The 15,677-nt window shown below is 57.8% G+C and carries 17 protein-coding genes; 3 read left to right on the top strand and 14 right to left on the bottom strand.

Going from position 1 to position 15,677, the window contains the following annotated elements; translation table 11 throughout:
- Positions 1-374: 374 nt before the first annotated feature.
- From rpoD to rpsU, 3 genes are all read right to left on the bottom strand, one after another.
- Positions 375-2,222: an RNA polymerase sigma factor RpoD gene (gene rpoD / locus ACMWLG_RS21675; RefSeq protein WP_023309228.1), complete on the bottom strand. Its 1,848-nt coding sequence runs from the start codon at positions 2,220-2,222 to the stop codon at positions 375-377.
- Positions 2,223-2,375: 153 nt separating this feature from the next.
- Positions 2,376-4,121, bottom strand: a complete 1,746-nt coding sequence (dnaG, locus tag ACMWLG_RS21670; RefSeq protein ID WP_045404068.1) for a DNA primase — start codon at positions 4,119-4,121, stop codon at positions 2,376-2,378.
- A 115-nt stretch (positions 4,122-4,236) separates the two neighbouring features.
- Positions 4,237-4,452, bottom strand: coding sequence for a 30S ribosomal protein S21 (rpsU, locus tag ACMWLG_RS21665; RefSeq protein WP_001144069.1), 216 nt, complete (start codon positions 4,450-4,452; stop codon positions 4,237-4,239).
- A gap of 236 nt (positions 4,453-4,688) precedes the next feature.
- On the opposite strand from rpsU, the gene tsaD reads away from it, so the two are divergent.
- Entirely contained in the window at positions 4,689-5,702 is a 1,014-nt protein-coding gene (gene tsaD / locus ACMWLG_RS21660) for a tRNA (adenosine(37)-N6)-threonylcarbamoyltransferase complex transferase subunit TsaD (RefSeq protein WP_029741753.1), read from the top strand.
- A 45-nt stretch (positions 5,703-5,747) separates the two neighbouring features.
- Here the strand turns inward: tsaD and ureG are convergent, their stop codons facing one another.
- The 9 genes from ureG to ACMWLG_RS21615 all read right to left on the bottom strand — a co-directional run bounded on the left by ureG (position 5,748) and on the right by ACMWLG_RS21615 (position 12,397).
- Positions 5,748-6,365 (bottom strand): urease accessory protein UreG, encoded by a 618-nt coding sequence (gene ureG / locus ACMWLG_RS21655; RefSeq protein WP_014071813.1) that lies wholly within the window; start codon positions 6,363-6,365, stop codon positions 5,748-5,750.
- 9 nt (positions 6,366-6,374) lie between these two features.
- Positions 6,375-7,049, bottom strand: a complete 675-nt coding sequence (locus ACMWLG_RS21650) for an urease accessory protein UreF (RefSeq protein ID WP_045404065.1) — start codon at positions 7,047-7,049, stop codon at positions 6,375-6,377.
- Positions 7,049-7,588 (bottom strand): HupE/UreJ family protein, encoded by a 540-nt coding sequence (locus ACMWLG_RS21645; protein WP_023309225.1) that lies wholly within the window; start codon positions 7,586-7,588, stop codon positions 7,049-7,051. Before ACMWLG_RS21645 ends, ACMWLG_RS21650 begins: the two co-directional genes overlap by 1 nt.
- Before the next feature lie 9 nt (positions 7,589-7,597).
- Positions 7,598-8,062, bottom strand: a complete 465-nt coding sequence (gene ureE, locus ACMWLG_RS21640; RefSeq protein ID WP_045404062.1) for an urease accessory protein UreE — start codon at positions 8,060-8,062, stop codon at positions 7,598-7,600.
- Positions 8,063-8,071: 9 nt separating this feature from the next.
- The gene (gene ureC, locus ACMWLG_RS21635) at positions 8,072-9,775 is read right to left on the bottom strand and encodes an urease subunit alpha (protein ID WP_045404059.1); all 1,704 of its coding nucleotides are present in this window, start codon (positions 9,773-9,775) and stop codon (positions 8,072-8,074) included.
- Positions 9,768-10,082 (bottom strand): urease subunit beta, encoded by a 315-nt coding sequence (locus tag ACMWLG_RS21630; RefSeq protein WP_045404057.1) that lies wholly within the window; start codon positions 10,080-10,082, stop codon positions 9,768-9,770. Before ACMWLG_RS21630 ends, ureC begins: the two co-directional genes overlap by 8 nt.
- Positions 10,083-10,092: 10 nt before the next feature.
- The gene (locus ACMWLG_RS21625; RefSeq protein WP_006811999.1) at positions 10,093-10,395 is read right to left on the bottom strand and encodes an urease subunit gamma; all 303 of its coding nucleotides are present in this window, start codon (positions 10,393-10,395) and stop codon (positions 10,093-10,095) included.
- Positions 10,396-10,405: 10 nt separating this feature from the next.
- Positions 10,406-11,233: an urease accessory protein UreD gene (locus tag ACMWLG_RS21620; RefSeq protein ID WP_045404055.1), complete on the bottom strand. Its 828-nt coding sequence runs from the start codon at positions 11,231-11,233 to the stop codon at positions 10,406-10,408.
- 150 nt (positions 11,234-11,383) lie between these two features.
- The gene (locus ACMWLG_RS21615) at positions 11,384-12,397 is read right to left on the bottom strand and encodes an alpha/beta hydrolase (RefSeq protein WP_045404053.1); all 1,014 of its coding nucleotides are present in this window, start codon (positions 12,395-12,397) and stop codon (positions 11,384-11,386) included.
- Positions 12,398-12,544: 147 nt separating this feature from the next.
- Here ACMWLG_RS21615 and ACMWLG_RS21610 point away from each other — a divergent pair, with 147 nt between their 5' ends.
- A complete protein-coding gene (locus ACMWLG_RS21610) occupies positions 12,545-12,967 on the top strand; it encodes a MarR family winged helix-turn-helix transcriptional regulator (RefSeq protein WP_045404051.1) in 423 nt (140 codons plus the stop codon).
- Positions 12,968-13,008: 41 nt separating this feature from the next.
- On the opposite strand, the gene ACMWLG_RS21605 is transcribed toward ACMWLG_RS21610, so the two are convergent.
- Together ACMWLG_RS21605 and plsY are read right to left on the bottom strand one after the other, a co-directional pair.
- A complete protein-coding gene (locus ACMWLG_RS21605) occupies positions 13,009-14,475 on the bottom strand; it encodes an MFS transporter (RefSeq protein ID WP_045404048.1) in 1,467 nt (488 codons plus the stop codon).
- Between the two features lie 84 nt (positions 14,476-14,559).
- A complete protein-coding gene (gene plsY, locus ACMWLG_RS21600; protein ID WP_023309216.1) occupies positions 14,560-15,180 on the bottom strand; it encodes a glycerol-3-phosphate 1-O-acyltransferase PlsY in 621 nt (206 codons plus the stop codon).
- Between the two features lie 107 nt (positions 15,181-15,287).
- Here plsY and folB point away from each other — a divergent pair, with 107 nt between their 5' ends.
- The gene (folB, locus tag ACMWLG_RS21595; RefSeq protein WP_045404046.1) at positions 15,288-15,656 is read left to right on the top strand and encodes a bifunctional dihydroneopterin aldolase/7,8-dihydroneopterin epimerase; all 369 of its coding nucleotides are present in this window, start codon (positions 15,288-15,290) and stop codon (positions 15,654-15,656) included.
- The last annotated feature ends 21 nt before the right edge of the window (positions 15,657-15,677 follow it).

The following is a 15,677-nucleotide window of genomic DNA, read 5'->3' as shown; positions in this document are numbered from 1 at the left end:
TGCTACTCTGTAACGGCATGACCTGTGAACGTGCCAGGGTGGCTCAGTCGCCACCACCCTGGCGACCCGGGCTCCCGGCGGTAAATCGCCGCTTCGCGGTGCCCTCGGCTTATTCCTTCCGGCTTGTCGGGTACGGGCGGAGGTAACGTCCCTGTAAAGCCCGCCCTCTCGGCGCATCCATGCGCCTCGCCCCGGCCTGCAGGAAACGCCTCAGCGATTTACAGCCGGACCAGAGCATTGCTGAAAGTCTTCACTCGTTCTGAAACAAGGTTATTGCTTCTGCTTATAAATTACTGGGGAGCCCACAGTCCAAAGGGAGAGGGTATAAACAAAAAAAAGCTCCCGATTGGGAGCTTTTTCACTGTCAGGACCGATTAATCGTCCAGGAAGCTACGCAGCACTTCAGAGCGGCTTGGATGACGCAGCTTGCGCAGCGCCTTCGCTTCGATCTGACGGATACGTTCGCGGGTAACGTCGAACTGTTTACCCACTTCTTCCAGCGTGTGGTCGGTGTTCATATCAATACCGAAACGCATACGCAGGACTTTCGCTTCACGAGCGGTCAGGCCGGCCAGAACGTCGTGCGTCGCAGCGCGCAGGCTCTCGGTGGTGGCAGAGTCCAGCGGCAGCTCGAGGGTGGTATCCTCGATGAAATCACCCAGATGCGAATCTTCATCATCACCGATTGGTGTTTCCATGGAGATTGGCTCTTTGGCGATCTTCAGCACTTTACGGATCTTGTCTTCCGGCATCAGCATGCGCTCGGCCAGCTCTTCCGGCGTCGGCTCGCGGCCCATCTCCTGCAGCATCTGGCGGGAGATACGGTTGAGCTTGTTGATGGTCTCAATCATATGCACCGGAATACGGATGGTGCGCGCCTGATCCGCGATAGAGCGGGTGATAGCCTGACGGATCCACCAGGTTGCGTAAGTGGAGAACTTGTAACCACGACGGTATTCAAACTTATCTACCGCTTTCATCAGACCGATGTTGCCTTCCTGAATCAGATCCAGGAACTGCAGACCACGGTTGGTGTATTTCTTGGCGATAGAGATAACCAGACGCAAGTTCGCTTCAACCATCTCTTTCTTCGCGCGGCGGGCTTTCGCTTCACCGATGGACATACGACGGTTGATGTCTTTAACCTGCTCGATGGTCAGGCCGGTCTCTTCTTCAATCTGATGCAGTTTCTGCAGGCCGCGATGTACGTCGTCCTTCACGTCGTGCAGCTTTTCAGACCACGGCTTGTTCATCGCGATAGCCGCGTTGAACCAGGTTTCGCTGGTTTCGTTGCCGGTGAAGAGGGTGATGAAGTTCTTCTTCGGCATTTTGCACTGCTCAACGCACAGCTTCATGATGATGCGTTCCTGGGTACGTACGCGATCCATCATCACGCGCATGCTGTTCACCAGGTAGTCGAACTGTTTTGGCACCAGGCGGAACTGTTTGAATACTTCAGACAGCTTCAGGATCTCTTCCTGAGCGGCGGCATGGCTGCGGCCTTTCGCTTTGATGGTGTCGCGCGTCACTTCGTACTGGGTACGCAGCTCGGCAAACTTCTCGCGCGCCAGCTCCGGGTCGATGCTGTTGTCATCGTCCGCGGTGTCGTCGTCGCTCTCTTCCTCATCTTCGTCTTCGTCATCATCCATCTCTTCCTGAGACAGTTCAGAACCGACGTGAGTGGCGGTAGGTGCCATATCTTCTTCAGCGTTCGGGTCGACAAAACCGGTGATCAGGTCGGACAAGCGCGCTTCTTCTGCTTCAACGCGATCGTACTGCTCCAGCAGATAGGTGATCGCTTCCGGGTACTCGGCAACGGAGCACTGAACCTGGTTGATCCCGTCTTCGATGCGTTTTGCGATGTCAATTTCGCCTTCGCGGGTCAACAGTTCAACGGTACCCATTTCGCGCATGTACATGCGGACCGGGTCAGTGGTACGCCCGATTTCAGATTCCACGCTGGACAGTACCTGTGCAGCAGCTTCTTCCGCATCTTCGTCAGTGTTGTTGGAGGTTTCAGCCAGCAACAGATCATCGGCATCCGGTGCTTCTTCCATCACCTGAATGCCCATGTCATTGATCATTTGGATGATATCTTCGATTTGATCTGAATCGACAATATCTTCCGGCAGATGGTCATTGACCTCGGCATAGGTCAGATAGCCTTGCTCCTTACCACGTTGGACAAGAAGTTTCAGCTGTGACTGCGGGTTTTGCTCCATAAGACGGTATCCACACTTAATTCGTTTGATTGGTGTCGGCGATGGGGCTGCCAACCTTTAAAGCGAGGGCGTACTTATATTTTTGCCGCTGCCTCTCAGTGCGGCTGCCGGGGGCTTCCCGATCGATATTCGGCACTTAAGCCGTTAAATTTTTTATTTCTTCGCCAGTTCCTGGTTAATCATCCAGAGCTCCCGGCGTTCTTCGCTGCTTAAACCGTGTGTGCGCTCGCGAGCTATCAACTCTTCCTGGCGCAGCTCAAGCATCGAATCAAACATATGGTTGAGTGAGTCGGTGAACGTTTTTTCTGCAATGTCCTTATCTGCTATATCGTCCCACATCGACAATTTTTCAAGGGTAGCGGCCTCTTTTGTGCCGCGATAATGCTCTAAAAGTTGTCCGGTGGTCAGACCTGGCTGAGACAAACACGTGTTGACCAGTTCTGAAAATAAGCCAAGCCCGGGCAATTTTTCGTGGTTTAAACCCGCCAGCGACGGCACCTGCGGCGCAAGCTCAGGGTTTTGGACCAGCAACCCTATCAGTATACGCATGGTTGTGCGTTTTAGCTGAGGCGCGGGGCGAACCGTGCCGTTTTCAGCCTGTTTTGGCATTAAACGTTCAAGCTGGCTGTCATCCAGAATGCCGAGCTTGTTGCCTAACTCCTGACGCAGATAGATGCGCAGCGTTTCGCCGGGCACCTGGCTGATTAACGGCAGCGCCAGCGTGCTGAGCTGCGCGCGCCCGTCAGGGGTACTCAAATCGACCTGCGGCATCAGGCTGTTAAACAAAAACGTGGAGAGCGGCTGAGCCTGCTCCATCCGCGCTTCAAACGCCGCTTTGCCCTCTTTACGCACCAGCGTATCCGGGTCTTCGCCGTCGGGCAGAAACATAAAGCGTAGCTGACGCCCGTCGGTCATATACGGCAGCGCGGTTTCCAGCGCGCGCCAGGCGGCGTCGCGCCCTGCGCGGTCACCGTCGTAACAGCAGATGACGTTGTTGGTCACCCGGAACAGCAGTTGAATATGATCGGCGGTGGTGGACGTCCCTAACGACGCAACCGCGTAGTTGATGTCGTACTGCGCCAGCGCCACGACGTCCATATAGCCTTCGACGACCAGAAGACGCGGAGGTTCCGCATTATCCTGCTGCGCCTCATAAAGACCGTACAGCTGGCGGCCCTTATGGAAAATATCGGTTTCCGGGGAGTTGAGGTATTTCGGCAGGGCATCACCCAGCACGCGACCACCAAAACCTATTACCCGGCCACGCTTGTCGCGGATCGGGAACATCACCCGTTCGCGGAAGCGGTCGTAGCTTCGTCCCTGGTCGTTAGTGACCAGCATGCCTGCATCGATGAGAGACATACGATCTTCGCTATTGCCGCCAAAACGCTTTAACACGTTGTCCCAGCCGGGCGGGGCGTAACCAATAGCGAAACGCGCAATGACATCGTCGCTCAGTCCGCGCTTGTTCAGATACTGACGCGCAGGCTCAGCCGCAGATTGCTTAAGAGACTGTTGGTAAAACGAATTCAGGCCATCCATCAGTTGATACAGCGTTTGCCGTTGATGGCGCTCGATCTGACTTGGCCCACTGCCTGCTTCATACGGCACTTCAAGGTTATGCATCGCCGCCAGCTCTTCGACGGTTTCAACGAACTCGAGCTTGTCGTAGTTCATTAAAAAATCGACGGCATTACCGTGTGCGCCACAGCCGAAGCAATGGTAGAACTGCTTTTCACCGTTTACGGTGAAGGAGGGGGTTTTTTCGTTATGGAACGGACAGCACGCATGGTAGTTCTTGCCCTGCTTTTTTAGCTTTACCCGCGCGTCGATGAGATCGACGATGTCGGTTCTGGCAAGCAGGTCATTGATGAAAACGCGTGGGATTCTTCCGGCCATATGCCCCAAAATTTTAAGCGACTTATAAACGAAAACAAGCCGCGCATTCCTTCCGGAAGCACGGCCTTACGACTATTACTCTGTCTGTCAATTGAGGGCTGAGGCCCTCAACCAATTAGTACAGACGAGTACGGCGTGCGTTTTCGCGAGCCAGTTTCTTCGCGTGACGTTTCACAGCGGAAGCTTTAGCGCGCTTACGTTCGGTCGTTGGTTTTTCATAAAACTCACGACGACGAACTTCAGCCAGAACACCTGCTTTCTCGCATGAACGTTTGAAGCGACGCAGTGCTACGTCGAACGGCTCGTTTTCACGTACTTTAATTACCGGCATGTAACTCTCACCTTTAATAAATTCGGTTTGCCGCTGGCATCAACGCCAGCTTATTTCAAAATGGTGCGGAATTTTACTGCAAATGCTGCTGCTTTGTAAAGCACCGATGCGATTTTGAAAGGGACTTTAATAAGGGTGAGGAGTATACACGAGCCTTCTTCCTGGGGCGAACAAAGTTTTACATCAACCCGCCCAGGCTCTACACTGCGCGGTATTGAAACGAGGTAAAACAAGTCATGCGTGTACTGGGTATTGAAACATCCTGCGATGAAACCGGCATCGCCATTTACGACGACGAAAAAGGGCTTCTGGCCAACCAGCTGTATAGTCAGGTGAAATTGCACGCTGACTACGGCGGCGTCGTACCTGAACTGGCCTCTCGTGACCACGTGCGTAAAACGGTTCCCCTGATCCAGGCGGCGCTGAAAGAGGCCGGGTTGAGTTCAAATGATATCGACGCTGTGGCCTATACCGCAGGCCCGGGCCTGGTCGGCGCGCTGCTGGTCGGCGCAACGGTTGGCCGTTCACTGGCGTTTGCATGGGATGTGCCGGCGATCCCGGTTCACCATATGGAAGGGCACCTTCTGGCGCCGATGCTGGAAGAGAATCCGCCTGAATTCCCGTTTGTGGCGCTGCTGGTCTCCGGCGGCCATACGCAGCTGATTAGCGTAACGGGCATTGGCAAGTATGAGCTGCTGGGCGAATCGATCGACGATGCCGCCGGTGAAGCGTTCGACAAAACCGCCAAGCTGCTGGGTCTGGATTATCCTGGCGGCCCGATGCTGTCAAAAATGGCGTCGCAGGGAACGGAAGGGCGCTTTGTCTTCCCGCGTCCGATGACCGATCGTCCGGGGCTGGATTTCAGCTTCTCCGGGCTGAAAACCTTCGCCGCGAATACGATTCGCAATAACGATGACAGCGAGCAGACCCGCGCCGATATCGCTCGCGCGTTCGAAGATGCTGTGGTGGACACGCTGATGATCAAGTGCAAGCGCGCGCTGGATCAGACCGGCTTTAAGCGTCTGGTGATGGCGGGTGGCGTCAGCGCTAACCGCACGCTGCGCGCGAAGCTCGCCGAGATGATGCAAAAGCGTCGCGGGGAAGTGTTCTATGCCCGTCCGGAATTCTGCACCGACAACGGCGCGATGATCGCTTACGCGGGAATGGTGCGCCTGAACGCGGGCGCAACGTCCGACCTGAGCGTGTCCGTGCGTCCGCGCTGGCCGCTGGCGGAACTGCCGGAGGCGTAATCCCTCACCCTAACCCTCTCCCCACAGGGAGAGGGGATCGTTTGACTACACCCGCAGCATCCCTTTCTCTTCCAGGAACGCAATAATCGTCGCTAACCCGTCACCCGCCTTCAGGTTGGTAAAGGTCCATGGACGCTCGCCGCGCATGCGGTTAGTGTCGCGCTCCATCACCTCCAGCGACGCGCCGACGTACGGCGCGAGGTCGGTTTTATTGATCACCAGAAAATCGGATTTGGTGATCCCCGGCCCGCCTTTACGCGGGATTTTTTCCCCTTCGGCCACGTCGATCACGTAGATGGTCAGATCCGCCAGCTCCGGGCTGAACGTCGCGCTCAGATTGTCTCCGCCGCTTTCAACGAAGATCAGATCCAGATTGCCGAACTTCTCGCTTAACGCTTCCACCGCCGCCAGGTTCATCGAGGCATCTTCCCGGATGGCGGTATGCGGACAGCCGCCCGTCTCTACGCCCACGATGCGCTCCGGCTCCAGCGCGCCTGCCTCGGTCAGGATGCGCTGATCCTCTTTGGTGTAGATATCGTTGGTCACCACCGCAAGATGATACGTGTCGCGCATCGCCTTGCAGAGCGCTTCCAGCAGCGCGGTTTTGCCCGACCCTACCGGGCCGCCCACGCCCACGCGCAGGGGATGTTTGTAATCAGCCATGTTGACTCCTCAGGAACGGAATAGTCGTGAATATTGGGTTTCGTGGCGCGCGGAGGCGATGGCGGACAGCGGCGTTGCTGCCCCCAGCGCGTCGTCGCTACGCAAAAATGCCTGTTCAAGCCCGGCGGCGTAATGGTCGCCCAGTTCGATAATCAGCTGCTGCGCGGCCTGTTGCCCAAACGGCACCAGCTTGACGCCCGCCATGACCGCGCTCTCCATCCAGCTGTAGCCGAGGCTCAGCGCCAGCTCGCGCGCGCTAATGCCCCAGCGCACGCCGAGCCAGGCCATGCCGCAGAGCTGGCTTTGCATAAACAGCGGCAGCCATTCGGGCGGACAGTCAGGTTCCCAGCTCTTAATCAGCCGCGTAAACGCCGCTCCACGGTTGCGCTCCTCTTCGCGCAGCTCGCGCGTTTCCCGGCAGGCGAGCAGCCAGGACGTCCAGCGTTTGGCATTGGTAAGATCGCTTTTCTTACAGGCCTGATAAAGTCGGATAAACAGCGGCAGGTCGACGCAGTAAAAGCTCTGCTCCATCTGCTGGATTTGCCAGCGTTTGAACGCGTCGGCGTCGGTGACCCAGCCTGCCTCAACGGCCCACTCCAGCCCCTGCGACCAGGTAAACGACCCGACCGGCAGGCTGCTGCTGGAGAGCTGCATCAGGCGCAGCCTCTGGCGGGCGTGCTCCATCAGCTCATCAGCGCCAGCAGGGCAGAGACGATCAGCCCGCCGCCGAAGGTTTTACGCAGGCCGTCGTGACGGCGCAGCAGCAGCCCCGCGGCAAAGCTGGCGCACAGCACCGTGGCGCTGGCGAGCATAAAGCCGCTGGTGAAGAGCCAGAAGCTGTGGCCGGACATCTCCACGCCGTGCGCCCAGCCGTGGAACATCGCCAGGGCAGGTACCGCCAGCAGCAGACGTTTTTCGGTTTTAAACATCATCACGCCGGATACCGCCAGCGAGGCGATAATCAGCATCTCCATGCCGCTGAAGCCGCCGAGCAGGCTGCCCGCAATGGCGCCGACAAGCATCATCCCGAGGGTGGCAAACGGCAGCAGGAGTTTGCGACCGCTCAGGGCCGAGAGCACGCCTGCGCCCGCCAGCATCAGCAGGTGATCGAGCCCTGTCAGCGGGTGGAGAAATCCGGCCTGGAAGCTGTCGGTGCCGTGGCCGGGATGCGCGAGCGCGGGAACGGAAAAAGCCAGCAGTAACAGCGGTAAATACTTGCGCATGATGAATCCTTAATGTGAATGAGCGTGAGAATGGCTGTGGCTGTGGGCATCGCTGGCGTACGCGCCTGCTTCCGGTTCAAACGGCAGGCTGGCGTAGGTCACGTCCAGACCGAACTGGCGCAGCATGTTGTCGAGAACGTGGTCGTGGTGATAGCGCAGCTCGCCGGGCATGACCTGTAGCGGCACGTGGCGGTTGCCCAGGTGGTAGCAGGCGCGGGCGAGCAGGAACGGATCGGCGCAGCGCACCACGGAAACCGACTCCGGGGCGGCGATCACTTCGATGACCTCGCTGCCGTCGTCGGTAGTCAGCAGGTCGCCCCCGCGCAGCAGCAGGCCGCGCGGCAGCATCAGCCCGGCTTCGCGGCCGTCGTTCAGCGCTACGCGGGCGCGGCTTTTCACCCGCACGTCAATCGGCAGCGTGACGCTGGCGGTAATCGGATGCGCATGGTCCAGGCGTTGGGTTAAATAGATCATCATCACTCCTCAAAACAGGAAATAGCGTTGCGCCATCGGCAGAACGTCAGCCGGTTCGCTGGTTATCAGTTCACCGTCGACGCGCACCTCGTAGGTTTGCGAGTCGACGGTGATATTCGGCTGCAGGCCGTTGTGGATCATGTCCGCCTTTTTCACCGTCCGGCAGCCTTTCACCACCGCGGTGGCGCTTTGCAGGTTGAGCTGCTGCGGGATGCCGTTCGCACTGGCGGCCTGCGAGATAAACGTCAGTCGGGTAGCGTGGCGCGCGGCGCCCAGCGCGCCAAACATCGGGCGGTAATGCACCGGCTGCGGCGTAGGGATCGAGGCGTTGATATCGCCCATTGGCGCGCAGGCGATCATCCCGCCCTTGACGATGGTGGCGGGTTTGACGCCGAAGAACGCCGGGGACCAGACCACCAGATCCGCCAGCTTGCCCGTCTCAATCGAACCGACTTCATGGGCGATGCCGTGGGTGAGCGCCGGGTTAATGGTGTATTTGGCGACGTAGCGCTTCACGCGGAAGTTGTCGTTCTCGCCGGTCTCTTCCGGCAGCGCGCCGCGCTGGACCTTCATGCGGTGCGCCACCTGCCAGGTGCGGATAATCACTTCTCCGACGCGGCCCATGGCCTGTGAATCTGACGACGTAAGCGAGAACGCGCCGATGTCGTGCAGCACGTCTTCCGCGGCGATGGTTTCACGACGAATGCGGGATTCGGCAAACGCCACGTCCTCGGCGATATCCGGATCGAGGTGATGGCAGACCATCAGCATGTCGAGATGCTCATCGATGGTGTTCACCGTATAGGGCAGCGTCGGGTTGGTGGAGGAGGGCAGAATATTCGGGTGCGCGCAGGCGGTGATAATATCCGGCGCGTGGCCGCCGCCCGCGCCTTCGGTGTGGAAGGTGTGGATGGTGCGCCCGGCAATGGCGGCCAGCGTGTCTTCGACAAACCCGGACTCGTTCAGCGTGTCGCTGTGCAGCGCCACCTGAATATCCATCTCGTCAGCCACCTCCAGCGAGCAATTGATGGCGGCGGGCGTTGCACCCCAGTCTTCGTGGATCTTCAGCCCGATGGCGCCCGCGGCGATTTGTTCGCGCAAGGCGTCCGGGCTGGAGCCGTTACCTTTGCCGAGCAGGCCAATATTCACCGGCAGCGTATCGGCAGCCTGCAGCATGCGGGCGATATACCACGGCCCCGGCGTACAGGTGGTGGCGTTGGTGCCCGCCGCCGGTCCGGTGCCGCCGCCGATCATGGTGGTGACGCCGGAGACCAGCGCCTCTTCCGCCTGCTGCGGGCAGATCCAGTGGATGTGGGTGTCGATCCCGCCGGCGGTGACGATCTTCCCCTCGGCGGCAATCACTTCCGTTGCCGCGCCAATCGGGATCGTCACGCCGGGCTGAATGTCCGGGTTCCCGGCTTTGCCGACGGCGAAGATCCGTCCGTTCTTGACGCCGATATCGGCTTTTACGATCCCCCAGTGATCGACGATCAGCGCGTTGGTAAGAACCAGATCCACGCAGCCGTCTGCGGTCATCTGCCCCTGACCCATACCGTCGCGGATCACCTTTCCGCCGCCGAACTTGACCTCTTCGCCGTAGACCGTGAGATCGTCTTCCACTTCGATCCACAGCTCGCTGTCGGCCAGCCGCACTTTATCTCCGGTGGTGGGGCCGAACATATCGGCATACGCCCGGCGCGAAATGTCAGCCATGTTTCACCTCGCCCATTACCTCGCCGCGAAAGCCGAAAATGCGCTGCGCCCCCGTGACCTGAACCAGCGTCACTTCCCGCTTCTGGCCGGGCTCGAAGCGCACGGCGGTGCCCGCCGGGATGTTCAGTCGGAAGCCTTTGGTGGCTTCCCGATCGAACTTCAGCGCCGGGTTGACCTCGTAAAAGTGATAGTGCGATCCAACCTGAATCGGCCTGTCGCCGTGATTTTCGACAACCACGCGTTGGGTTTCACGCCCGACGTTGAGGGCAATCGTTCCGGGCTGGATCTGGTATTCACCTGGGATCATCACGCGCTCCTTAGACGATCGGGTTGTGGACGGTGACGAGCTTCGATCCGTCCGGGAAGGTGGCTTCGACCTGAATATCCGGGATCATCTCCGGGACGCCCTCCATTACCTGGTCGCGCCTCAGGACGTGGCGGCCCGCCTCCATCAGCGAGGCGACGGTTTCGCCATCGCGCGCGCCCTCCATAATGAAGGCGCTGATCAGCGCGACCGATTCCGGGTAATTGAGCTTTACCCCGCGCGCAAGGCGGCGTTCGGCAACCAGCGCGGCGGTGAACAGCAACAGCTTGTCTTTTTCTCTGGGGGTCAGTTCCATAACGTTTCTCTTATGTCTGCCAGATACGCGGCGAACAGGCATTTTTGGTGGTGAGAAGCGGGCGAAGCGACTGCCAGATGTCGCGCATCACCCGCTGGCAAATCAGGTTGTCGTCGGAGAGAAAACGCACCGACAGCAGATCGTCAGTGAGCGTTGCACCTGCGTAATTCTCCAGCGGTGCGAGCCGTTCGCGCACCGCGTCGAGATGTTCTTCTTTGGCCGGATAGAACAGCAGCGTGCCGAGCCACGGACGTCCGGCGACGGGCGTGAGATCGCCGTCGCTAAGATGCTGACGCTCAATCAGGCGCGGCTCGTCATCTACCCACACCTCCAGGCGGCTCTCCAGCGTGCCGTGGCTGAATGTCTCACCGATCACCGGGCGGCCCAGGCAGTACAGCTCCCACGCCAGCAGCGTGCTGGAGGCCTTCAGGTGGAAGACGGAACGCAGCGCGGCATTCGCGCCGGGGAAGATAATGGTGTCCTGCGGCAGCCACTCCAGCGTGGAATTTTCATCGAGGTAAAAATGCTGGTTCAGACGGGCCTGCGGGCCGCTGCTGCGATAGAACTTGCTGGCCCCGGGCATGGTGATGAGCGAGTGGCTTTTGGCGTCCAGCCGAACGGAAATGTCCAGCGTATCGCCGCCCACAATCCCGCCTGGCGGGTGCAGCAGGTAAAGGTGGCAGGTTTCGCCTTCGGGGTAAAACGGACGTTGAACGGTGAGCGGCCCGACGTGGTGGGCGGAGTACAGGAGGGTTTTCTCAGGGGTGTGACAAAACTGCAGGGCAAGCGACGCCTGCCAGCCTTTATACGTATTATCAGTGACCTGAGCTGCTAACATGCTGCATCCATTTCCACACCATCGGGATACGTTTCAGTATGCCCTGGCGGAAATGAAGCCTGTCATATGAGTCGCTTATGGATGGCCAGGCAAGGCAGGAGAAATAAAAAAGCACGGCCGGGGCCGTGCTCTGTATTAAGAATGACGATCCTACTTCAGGTGTTCATGCAACGCTGCACCTGCCTGCTCAAGGGCAACTTTAACCGTTGGCTCCTGGCTCAGCGGGTTAAGCAGGCCGTAGTCGTGGATCATGCCGTTATAGCGCGTGACGGTCACCGGGACGCCAGCCGCATCCAGTTTACGCCCGAATGCTTCACCTTCATCCCGCAGAACGTCCAGCTCAGCCGTCTGGATCAGCGTCTCGGGGAAGCCTTTCAGCTGCGCGGTGCTGGCGCGAAGCGGAGAGGCAAGGATATTGTTGCGATCGGCAGCGCTGGTGGTGTAGTTATCCCAGAACCATTTCATCATGTTTTTCGACAGGAAATATCCATTTTCGAACTGGTTATACGAGGCAGTATCAAAGTTCGCATCGGTAACCGGCCAGAGCATGACGTTGTAGCGAATCTTTGGCCCATTGAACTGTTTGGCCTGCAGCGCCACCGAAGCCACCATGTTGCCGCCGACGCTGTTACCCACCAGACCCAGACGGCTACCGTCCACGCCAATTTCCTGACCGTGCTCGGCTACCCATTTTGTCGCTTCATAGGCCTGATTAATTGCTACCGGGAAATGGGCCTCAGGTGACGGGGTGTAATCGACGTAAACCGCAGCGGCACCCGAAGCGCGAACAAGATCGCGGATTAAGCGTTCGTGGGTAGGGAAGTCACCCAGCACCCAACCGCCGCCGTGAAAGAACATAAAGGCGGGGAGCGTACCGCTGGCGTTTTCAGGTTTCACTATTTTCAGTTTGATCGCCTGGCCATTTACCTGGATCGTTTTTTCAGAAACCTGAGCGGGCGGCAGTTTTGCGCCTTGCTGCGCGCCAATCAGTACCTGGCGGGCCTCCTGCGGGGTCATCTGTTCCATTGGCTTACCCTTGCCGGAATTCAAAACATTAAGAAATGCCTGTACGCCTGCGGTCGGGGTTGGGGTATTGGTGGTTTGAGCGGATGCCGCGGCTGACGCGAAGACGGAAGAAACCAGGATGGCGGTTAGTGTTTTCATGGTAGTGCCTCTTTAAGCGTATTTGATTGGATGAGATAACTAAATAGTGCGCTACTTAGTTGTTGGTGTAATACTTGCGCGCAAGATACTTTTAGTCAAACATTATTTATAATTTTTTTAGGCAACCGATTTGGAGTTGATAGAAAAATGAAAGAAAACAAAACGCTAGACGATTTACTTTGCTTCTCGCTGTACTCGGTCACCAACGCGTTTGTTCGCCAGTATCGCCCCTTACTGCAAGAGATGGATCTGACCTATCCGCAATTCGTTGTTTTGATGGCGCTTTATGAGAAAGACAACATCCCACTTCGCGATCTCAGCGATAAGACGTTTTTTGATTCGGGCACATTGACCCCGCTTGTACAAAAGCTTGAGGCAAAAGGATTTCTCAACCGTATCGCGGTTGTGGGTGATGAAAGGATGAAAAATGTTGTACTGGCCGACAAGGCCAAAGACCTGAAGAAACGGGTGATGGCATTGCCGGATCAGATTCGCTGCAGCATGCGGATGAATGACGATGAGCTTGAGACGCTAAAAAAACTCTCCCGAACGCTGCTCGACGATTTGTAATAACCCCTTCGGTGGGTTGAACCCACCGAAGTAATGTGTCGTTACCGGTAGTCCTCTGCATCCACATCATACCCCGACGGCTCCCAGCGGATTGCCAGCAGCGACGCCAGGCCGATAAACGGCGCCAGCGCAATCACCCAGAACACGGCGGTATCCAGCGAGGCGACCAGCAGCGGGAACAGAAACAGCGACAGCGTCGAGCTGCTGCGCATCAGCGTCTGGTTGAGGCCCGCGCCCACGCCGCGCAGCGAGGTTGGGTAGCTCAGCGAGGCAAACGTCATGGTATGCGCGCCCGGGCCGAAGCCCTGACCGAACAGGAATAGCGCCAGCATCGCCACGGCGAGCACCCCTTCAGAGGCACCGTCTGGTCTGCCAATCAGCGCCAGACCCAGTAGCGCCACAAGCTGGCAGGCATAACCCGCCAGCGACATCCGCCAGGCGCCGAAGCGCGGCACGTAGCGTACCGCCAGCAGTCCGCCGACGAAGGCAAACAGCAGGTTAAGCGCCAGAGAAATGAGAATGGTGGTGAGCATCGACTGGACGAAGAAGCTGGAGATGATCACCGGCAGGCCAAACGCCACGGCGTTATAGGCAAACGACGAGACCACGGAAAGCAGCGTGGCGAGCGTCGTGCGACGCAAGTAGATGCCGCGGAACAGGTTCAGATAATTTGACCATTTCGCTTTATTCACGACAGGGGCTGGCTGGCCGAGCGCGTCCTGCGGTACGTGGGCGTTGATGTTGTACGACTGCCGCAAAATGGACGCTGCCTCTTTCAGGTTGCCCTGATTCGCCGCCCAGACCGGAGATTCGCTCATATAGCGGCTGCGGATGGCGATAATCACCAGCGCGGGCACCGCGCCAAAGCCGAGAATCAAACGCCACAGCCAGTCGCTGTGGCTCTCCGGAAGCACGGCGTAGAAGAAAAGCACCAGCAGGTAGGAGATGCTGATGGCGGCATACCAGGTGGGGCACCACATCGCGACGCTGGAAGCCTTATTTCCGGGCCCTTTTAGCCTGGCGAACTCGCTTAAAAACGCCATCGCCACGGGAAGGTCGATCCCGACCCCCAGCCCCATCACAAAGCGGGCACCCGCGAGCACATATTCGTTCGGGGCCAGCGCACAGGCTATCGCTGCCACCACGAAGAACACCATATCAGCCATAAAAACGCGGTAGCGCCCGATTTTATCCGTGAGATAGCCGCCTAGCAGCGCCCCGACAATGGCACCAAAGGTAATCGCCGAGGCCACCATACCGGTACCGGCGGGCGTCAGGCTAAATTCGCGGGTGATGTCTTTAATGCCTAACGCCAGCGCGCCCAGATCGTAGGCATCGAGGAAAATGCCGCCCAAAGCGATACCGACCACGATACGGGCGTTTGTCCGGCCCTGAGAACCGTCATTAACGAGGCGTGATACATCCGAAGCGCTGCGCACCCACTGGATGTCGCCATCAGGGGGAATACCTGCCGTTGAAAGGGGAGTTGATTCTGTGATTTCAGCCATTTTCTTCTTATGTGGTTGTGTTGTGTCCCTAACAGTTACCACAGGCAGAAGGTGACCAAAATCACATTTGGCTATAAGGCATAACTAACCCTTTGGAGCGTCTTTTTTCTTTCTCTTGAGCTTCGTCCAGATTTTGGTCTCCTGACGACGCCACAGGCGCTGAATATTGTCGTGATGGCGCAGCAGGATAAGACAGGAGAGCATCGACACCGGGAAGGTGAACTGGGGTTTGAACCACCAGACGTAGAACGGGGCGATCAGCGCGCTGACGATTGCGCCCAGCGACGAATAGCCGCTCAGAAGAATGGTGAGCAGCCACGTCCCGGCCATTACGCCGGTGAGATCCCAGCCGATAGGTGCAATGGCACCAAAGGCGGTCGCAACGCCTTTACCGCCTTTAAAGCCGAAGAATACGGGCCAGATGTGGCCAACGCAGGCCGCAATCGCAATGAGCCCGAGCCAGAAAGGCGTAACGCCCAGCGCATAGGCGCCCCAGACGGGCAGCATCCCTTTCAGAACATCAAAAATCAAAACCGCTACGGCTGCTCCCTTGCCGCCAATTCGTAGTACGTTGGTCGCCCCCGGATTCCCGGAACCATTTTCACGCGGGTCAGGTAACCCGGCAATGCGGCAGACCAGAATGGCGCTGGAGATTGAGCCGCAAAGATAGGCGAGGAGGATCATTCCAGGCGCGATTGCACTCATAACGCTGTTCCGTTTTGAAAATGTATCTGTATTCTCAGCATCTGTGGATAATACGCATAATTCGCCGGAAGTGGTATCCGGTTTAGCCAAAAAGCAGGCAGGTCGTGATGGATATTGTATTTATAGAGCAACTTTCGGTAATCACCACAATTGGTGTTTATGACTGGGAACAGACCATCGAGCAGAAACTGGTGTTCGATATCGAAATGGGATGGGATAATCGCAAATCGGCAAAAAGCGATGACGTGAACGACTGTCTGAGCTATGCCGATATCAGTGAAACGGTCATCGCCCACGTTGAAGCGCAACGTTTTGCGCTGGTCGAACGGGTGGCGGAAGAAGTCGCGGAATTGCTGTTGAAAAAATTCAACTCACCGTGGGTGCGCATCAAGCTGAGCAAGCCGGGAGCGGTGGCGCGAGCCGCCAATGTTGGCGTCATTATTGAGCGTGGCACAAATCTGAAAGGAAAGATTTAACGTCATAATAGCTAAACCATT

This window comes from Enterobacter sp. 01-M-02-SI-ECC, assembly GCF_047530595.1.
Classification (GTDB): Bacteria; Pseudomonadota; Gammaproteobacteria; order Enterobacterales; family Enterobacteriaceae; genus Enterobacter; species Enterobacter cloacae_M.
This window is presented reverse-complemented; position numbering and strand designations above follow the sequence as displayed.

Excerpts from the sequence above, each read along its gene's own strand:
- rpoD (WP_023309228.1), bottom strand. The coding sequence starts at position 2,222 with ATGGAGCAAAACCCGCAGTCACAGCTGAAACTTCTTGTCCAACGTGGT.
- dnaG (WP_045404068.1), bottom strand. The coding sequence starts at position 4,121 with ATGGCCGGAAGAATCCCACGCGTTTTCATCAATGACCTGCTTGCCAGA.
- rpsU (WP_001144069.1), bottom strand. The coding sequence starts at position 4,452 with ATGCCGGTAATTAAAGTACGTGAAAACGAGCCGTTCGACGTAGCACTG.
- tsaD (WP_029741753.1), top strand. The coding sequence starts at position 4,689 with ATGCGTGTACTGGGTATTGAAACATCCTGCGATGAAACCGGCATCGCC.
- ureG (WP_014071813.1), bottom strand. The coding sequence starts at position 6,365 with ATGGCTGATTACAAACATCCCCTGCGCGTGGGCGTGGGCGGCCCGGTA.
- ACMWLG_RS21650 (WP_045404065.1), bottom strand. The coding sequence starts at position 7,049 with ATGGAGCACGCCCGCCAGAGGCTGCGCCTGATGCAGCTCTCCAGCAGC.
- ACMWLG_RS21645 (WP_023309225.1), bottom strand. The coding sequence starts at position 7,588 with ATGCGCAAGTATTTACCGCTGTTACTGCTGGCTTTTTCCGTTCCCGCG.
- ureE (WP_045404062.1), bottom strand. The coding sequence starts at position 8,062 with ATGATCTATTTAACCCAACGCCTGGACCATGCGCATCCGATTACCGCC.
- ureC (WP_045404059.1), bottom strand. The coding sequence starts at position 9,775 with ATGGCTGACATTTCGCGCCGGGCGTATGCCGATATGTTCGGCCCCACC.
- ACMWLG_RS21630 (WP_045404057.1), bottom strand. The coding sequence starts at position 10,082 with ATGATCCCAGGTGAATACCAGATCCAGCCCGGAACGATTGCCCTCAAC.
- ACMWLG_RS21625 (WP_006811999.1), bottom strand. The coding sequence starts at position 10,395 with ATGGAACTGACCCCCAGAGAAAAAGACAAGCTGTTGCTGTTCACCGCC.
- ACMWLG_RS21620 (WP_045404055.1), bottom strand. The coding sequence starts at position 11,233 with ATGTTAGCAGCTCAGGTCACTGATAATACGTATAAAGGCTGGCAGGCG.
- ACMWLG_RS21615 (WP_045404053.1), bottom strand. The coding sequence starts at position 12,397 with ATGAAAACACTAACCGCCATCCTGGTTTCTTCCGTCTTCGCGTCAGCC.
- ACMWLG_RS21610 (WP_045404051.1), top strand. The coding sequence starts at position 12,545 with ATGAAAGAAAACAAAACGCTAGACGATTTACTTTGCTTCTCGCTGTAC.
- ACMWLG_RS21605 (WP_045404048.1), bottom strand. The coding sequence starts at position 14,475 with ATGGCTGAAATCACAGAATCAACTCCCCTTTCAACGGCAGGTATTCCC.
- plsY (WP_023309216.1), bottom strand. The coding sequence starts at position 15,180 with ATGAGTGCAATCGCGCCTGGAATGATCCTCCTCGCCTATCTTTGCGGC.
- folB (WP_045404046.1), top strand. The coding sequence starts at position 15,288 with ATGGATATTGTATTTATAGAGCAACTTTCGGTAATCACCACAATTGGT.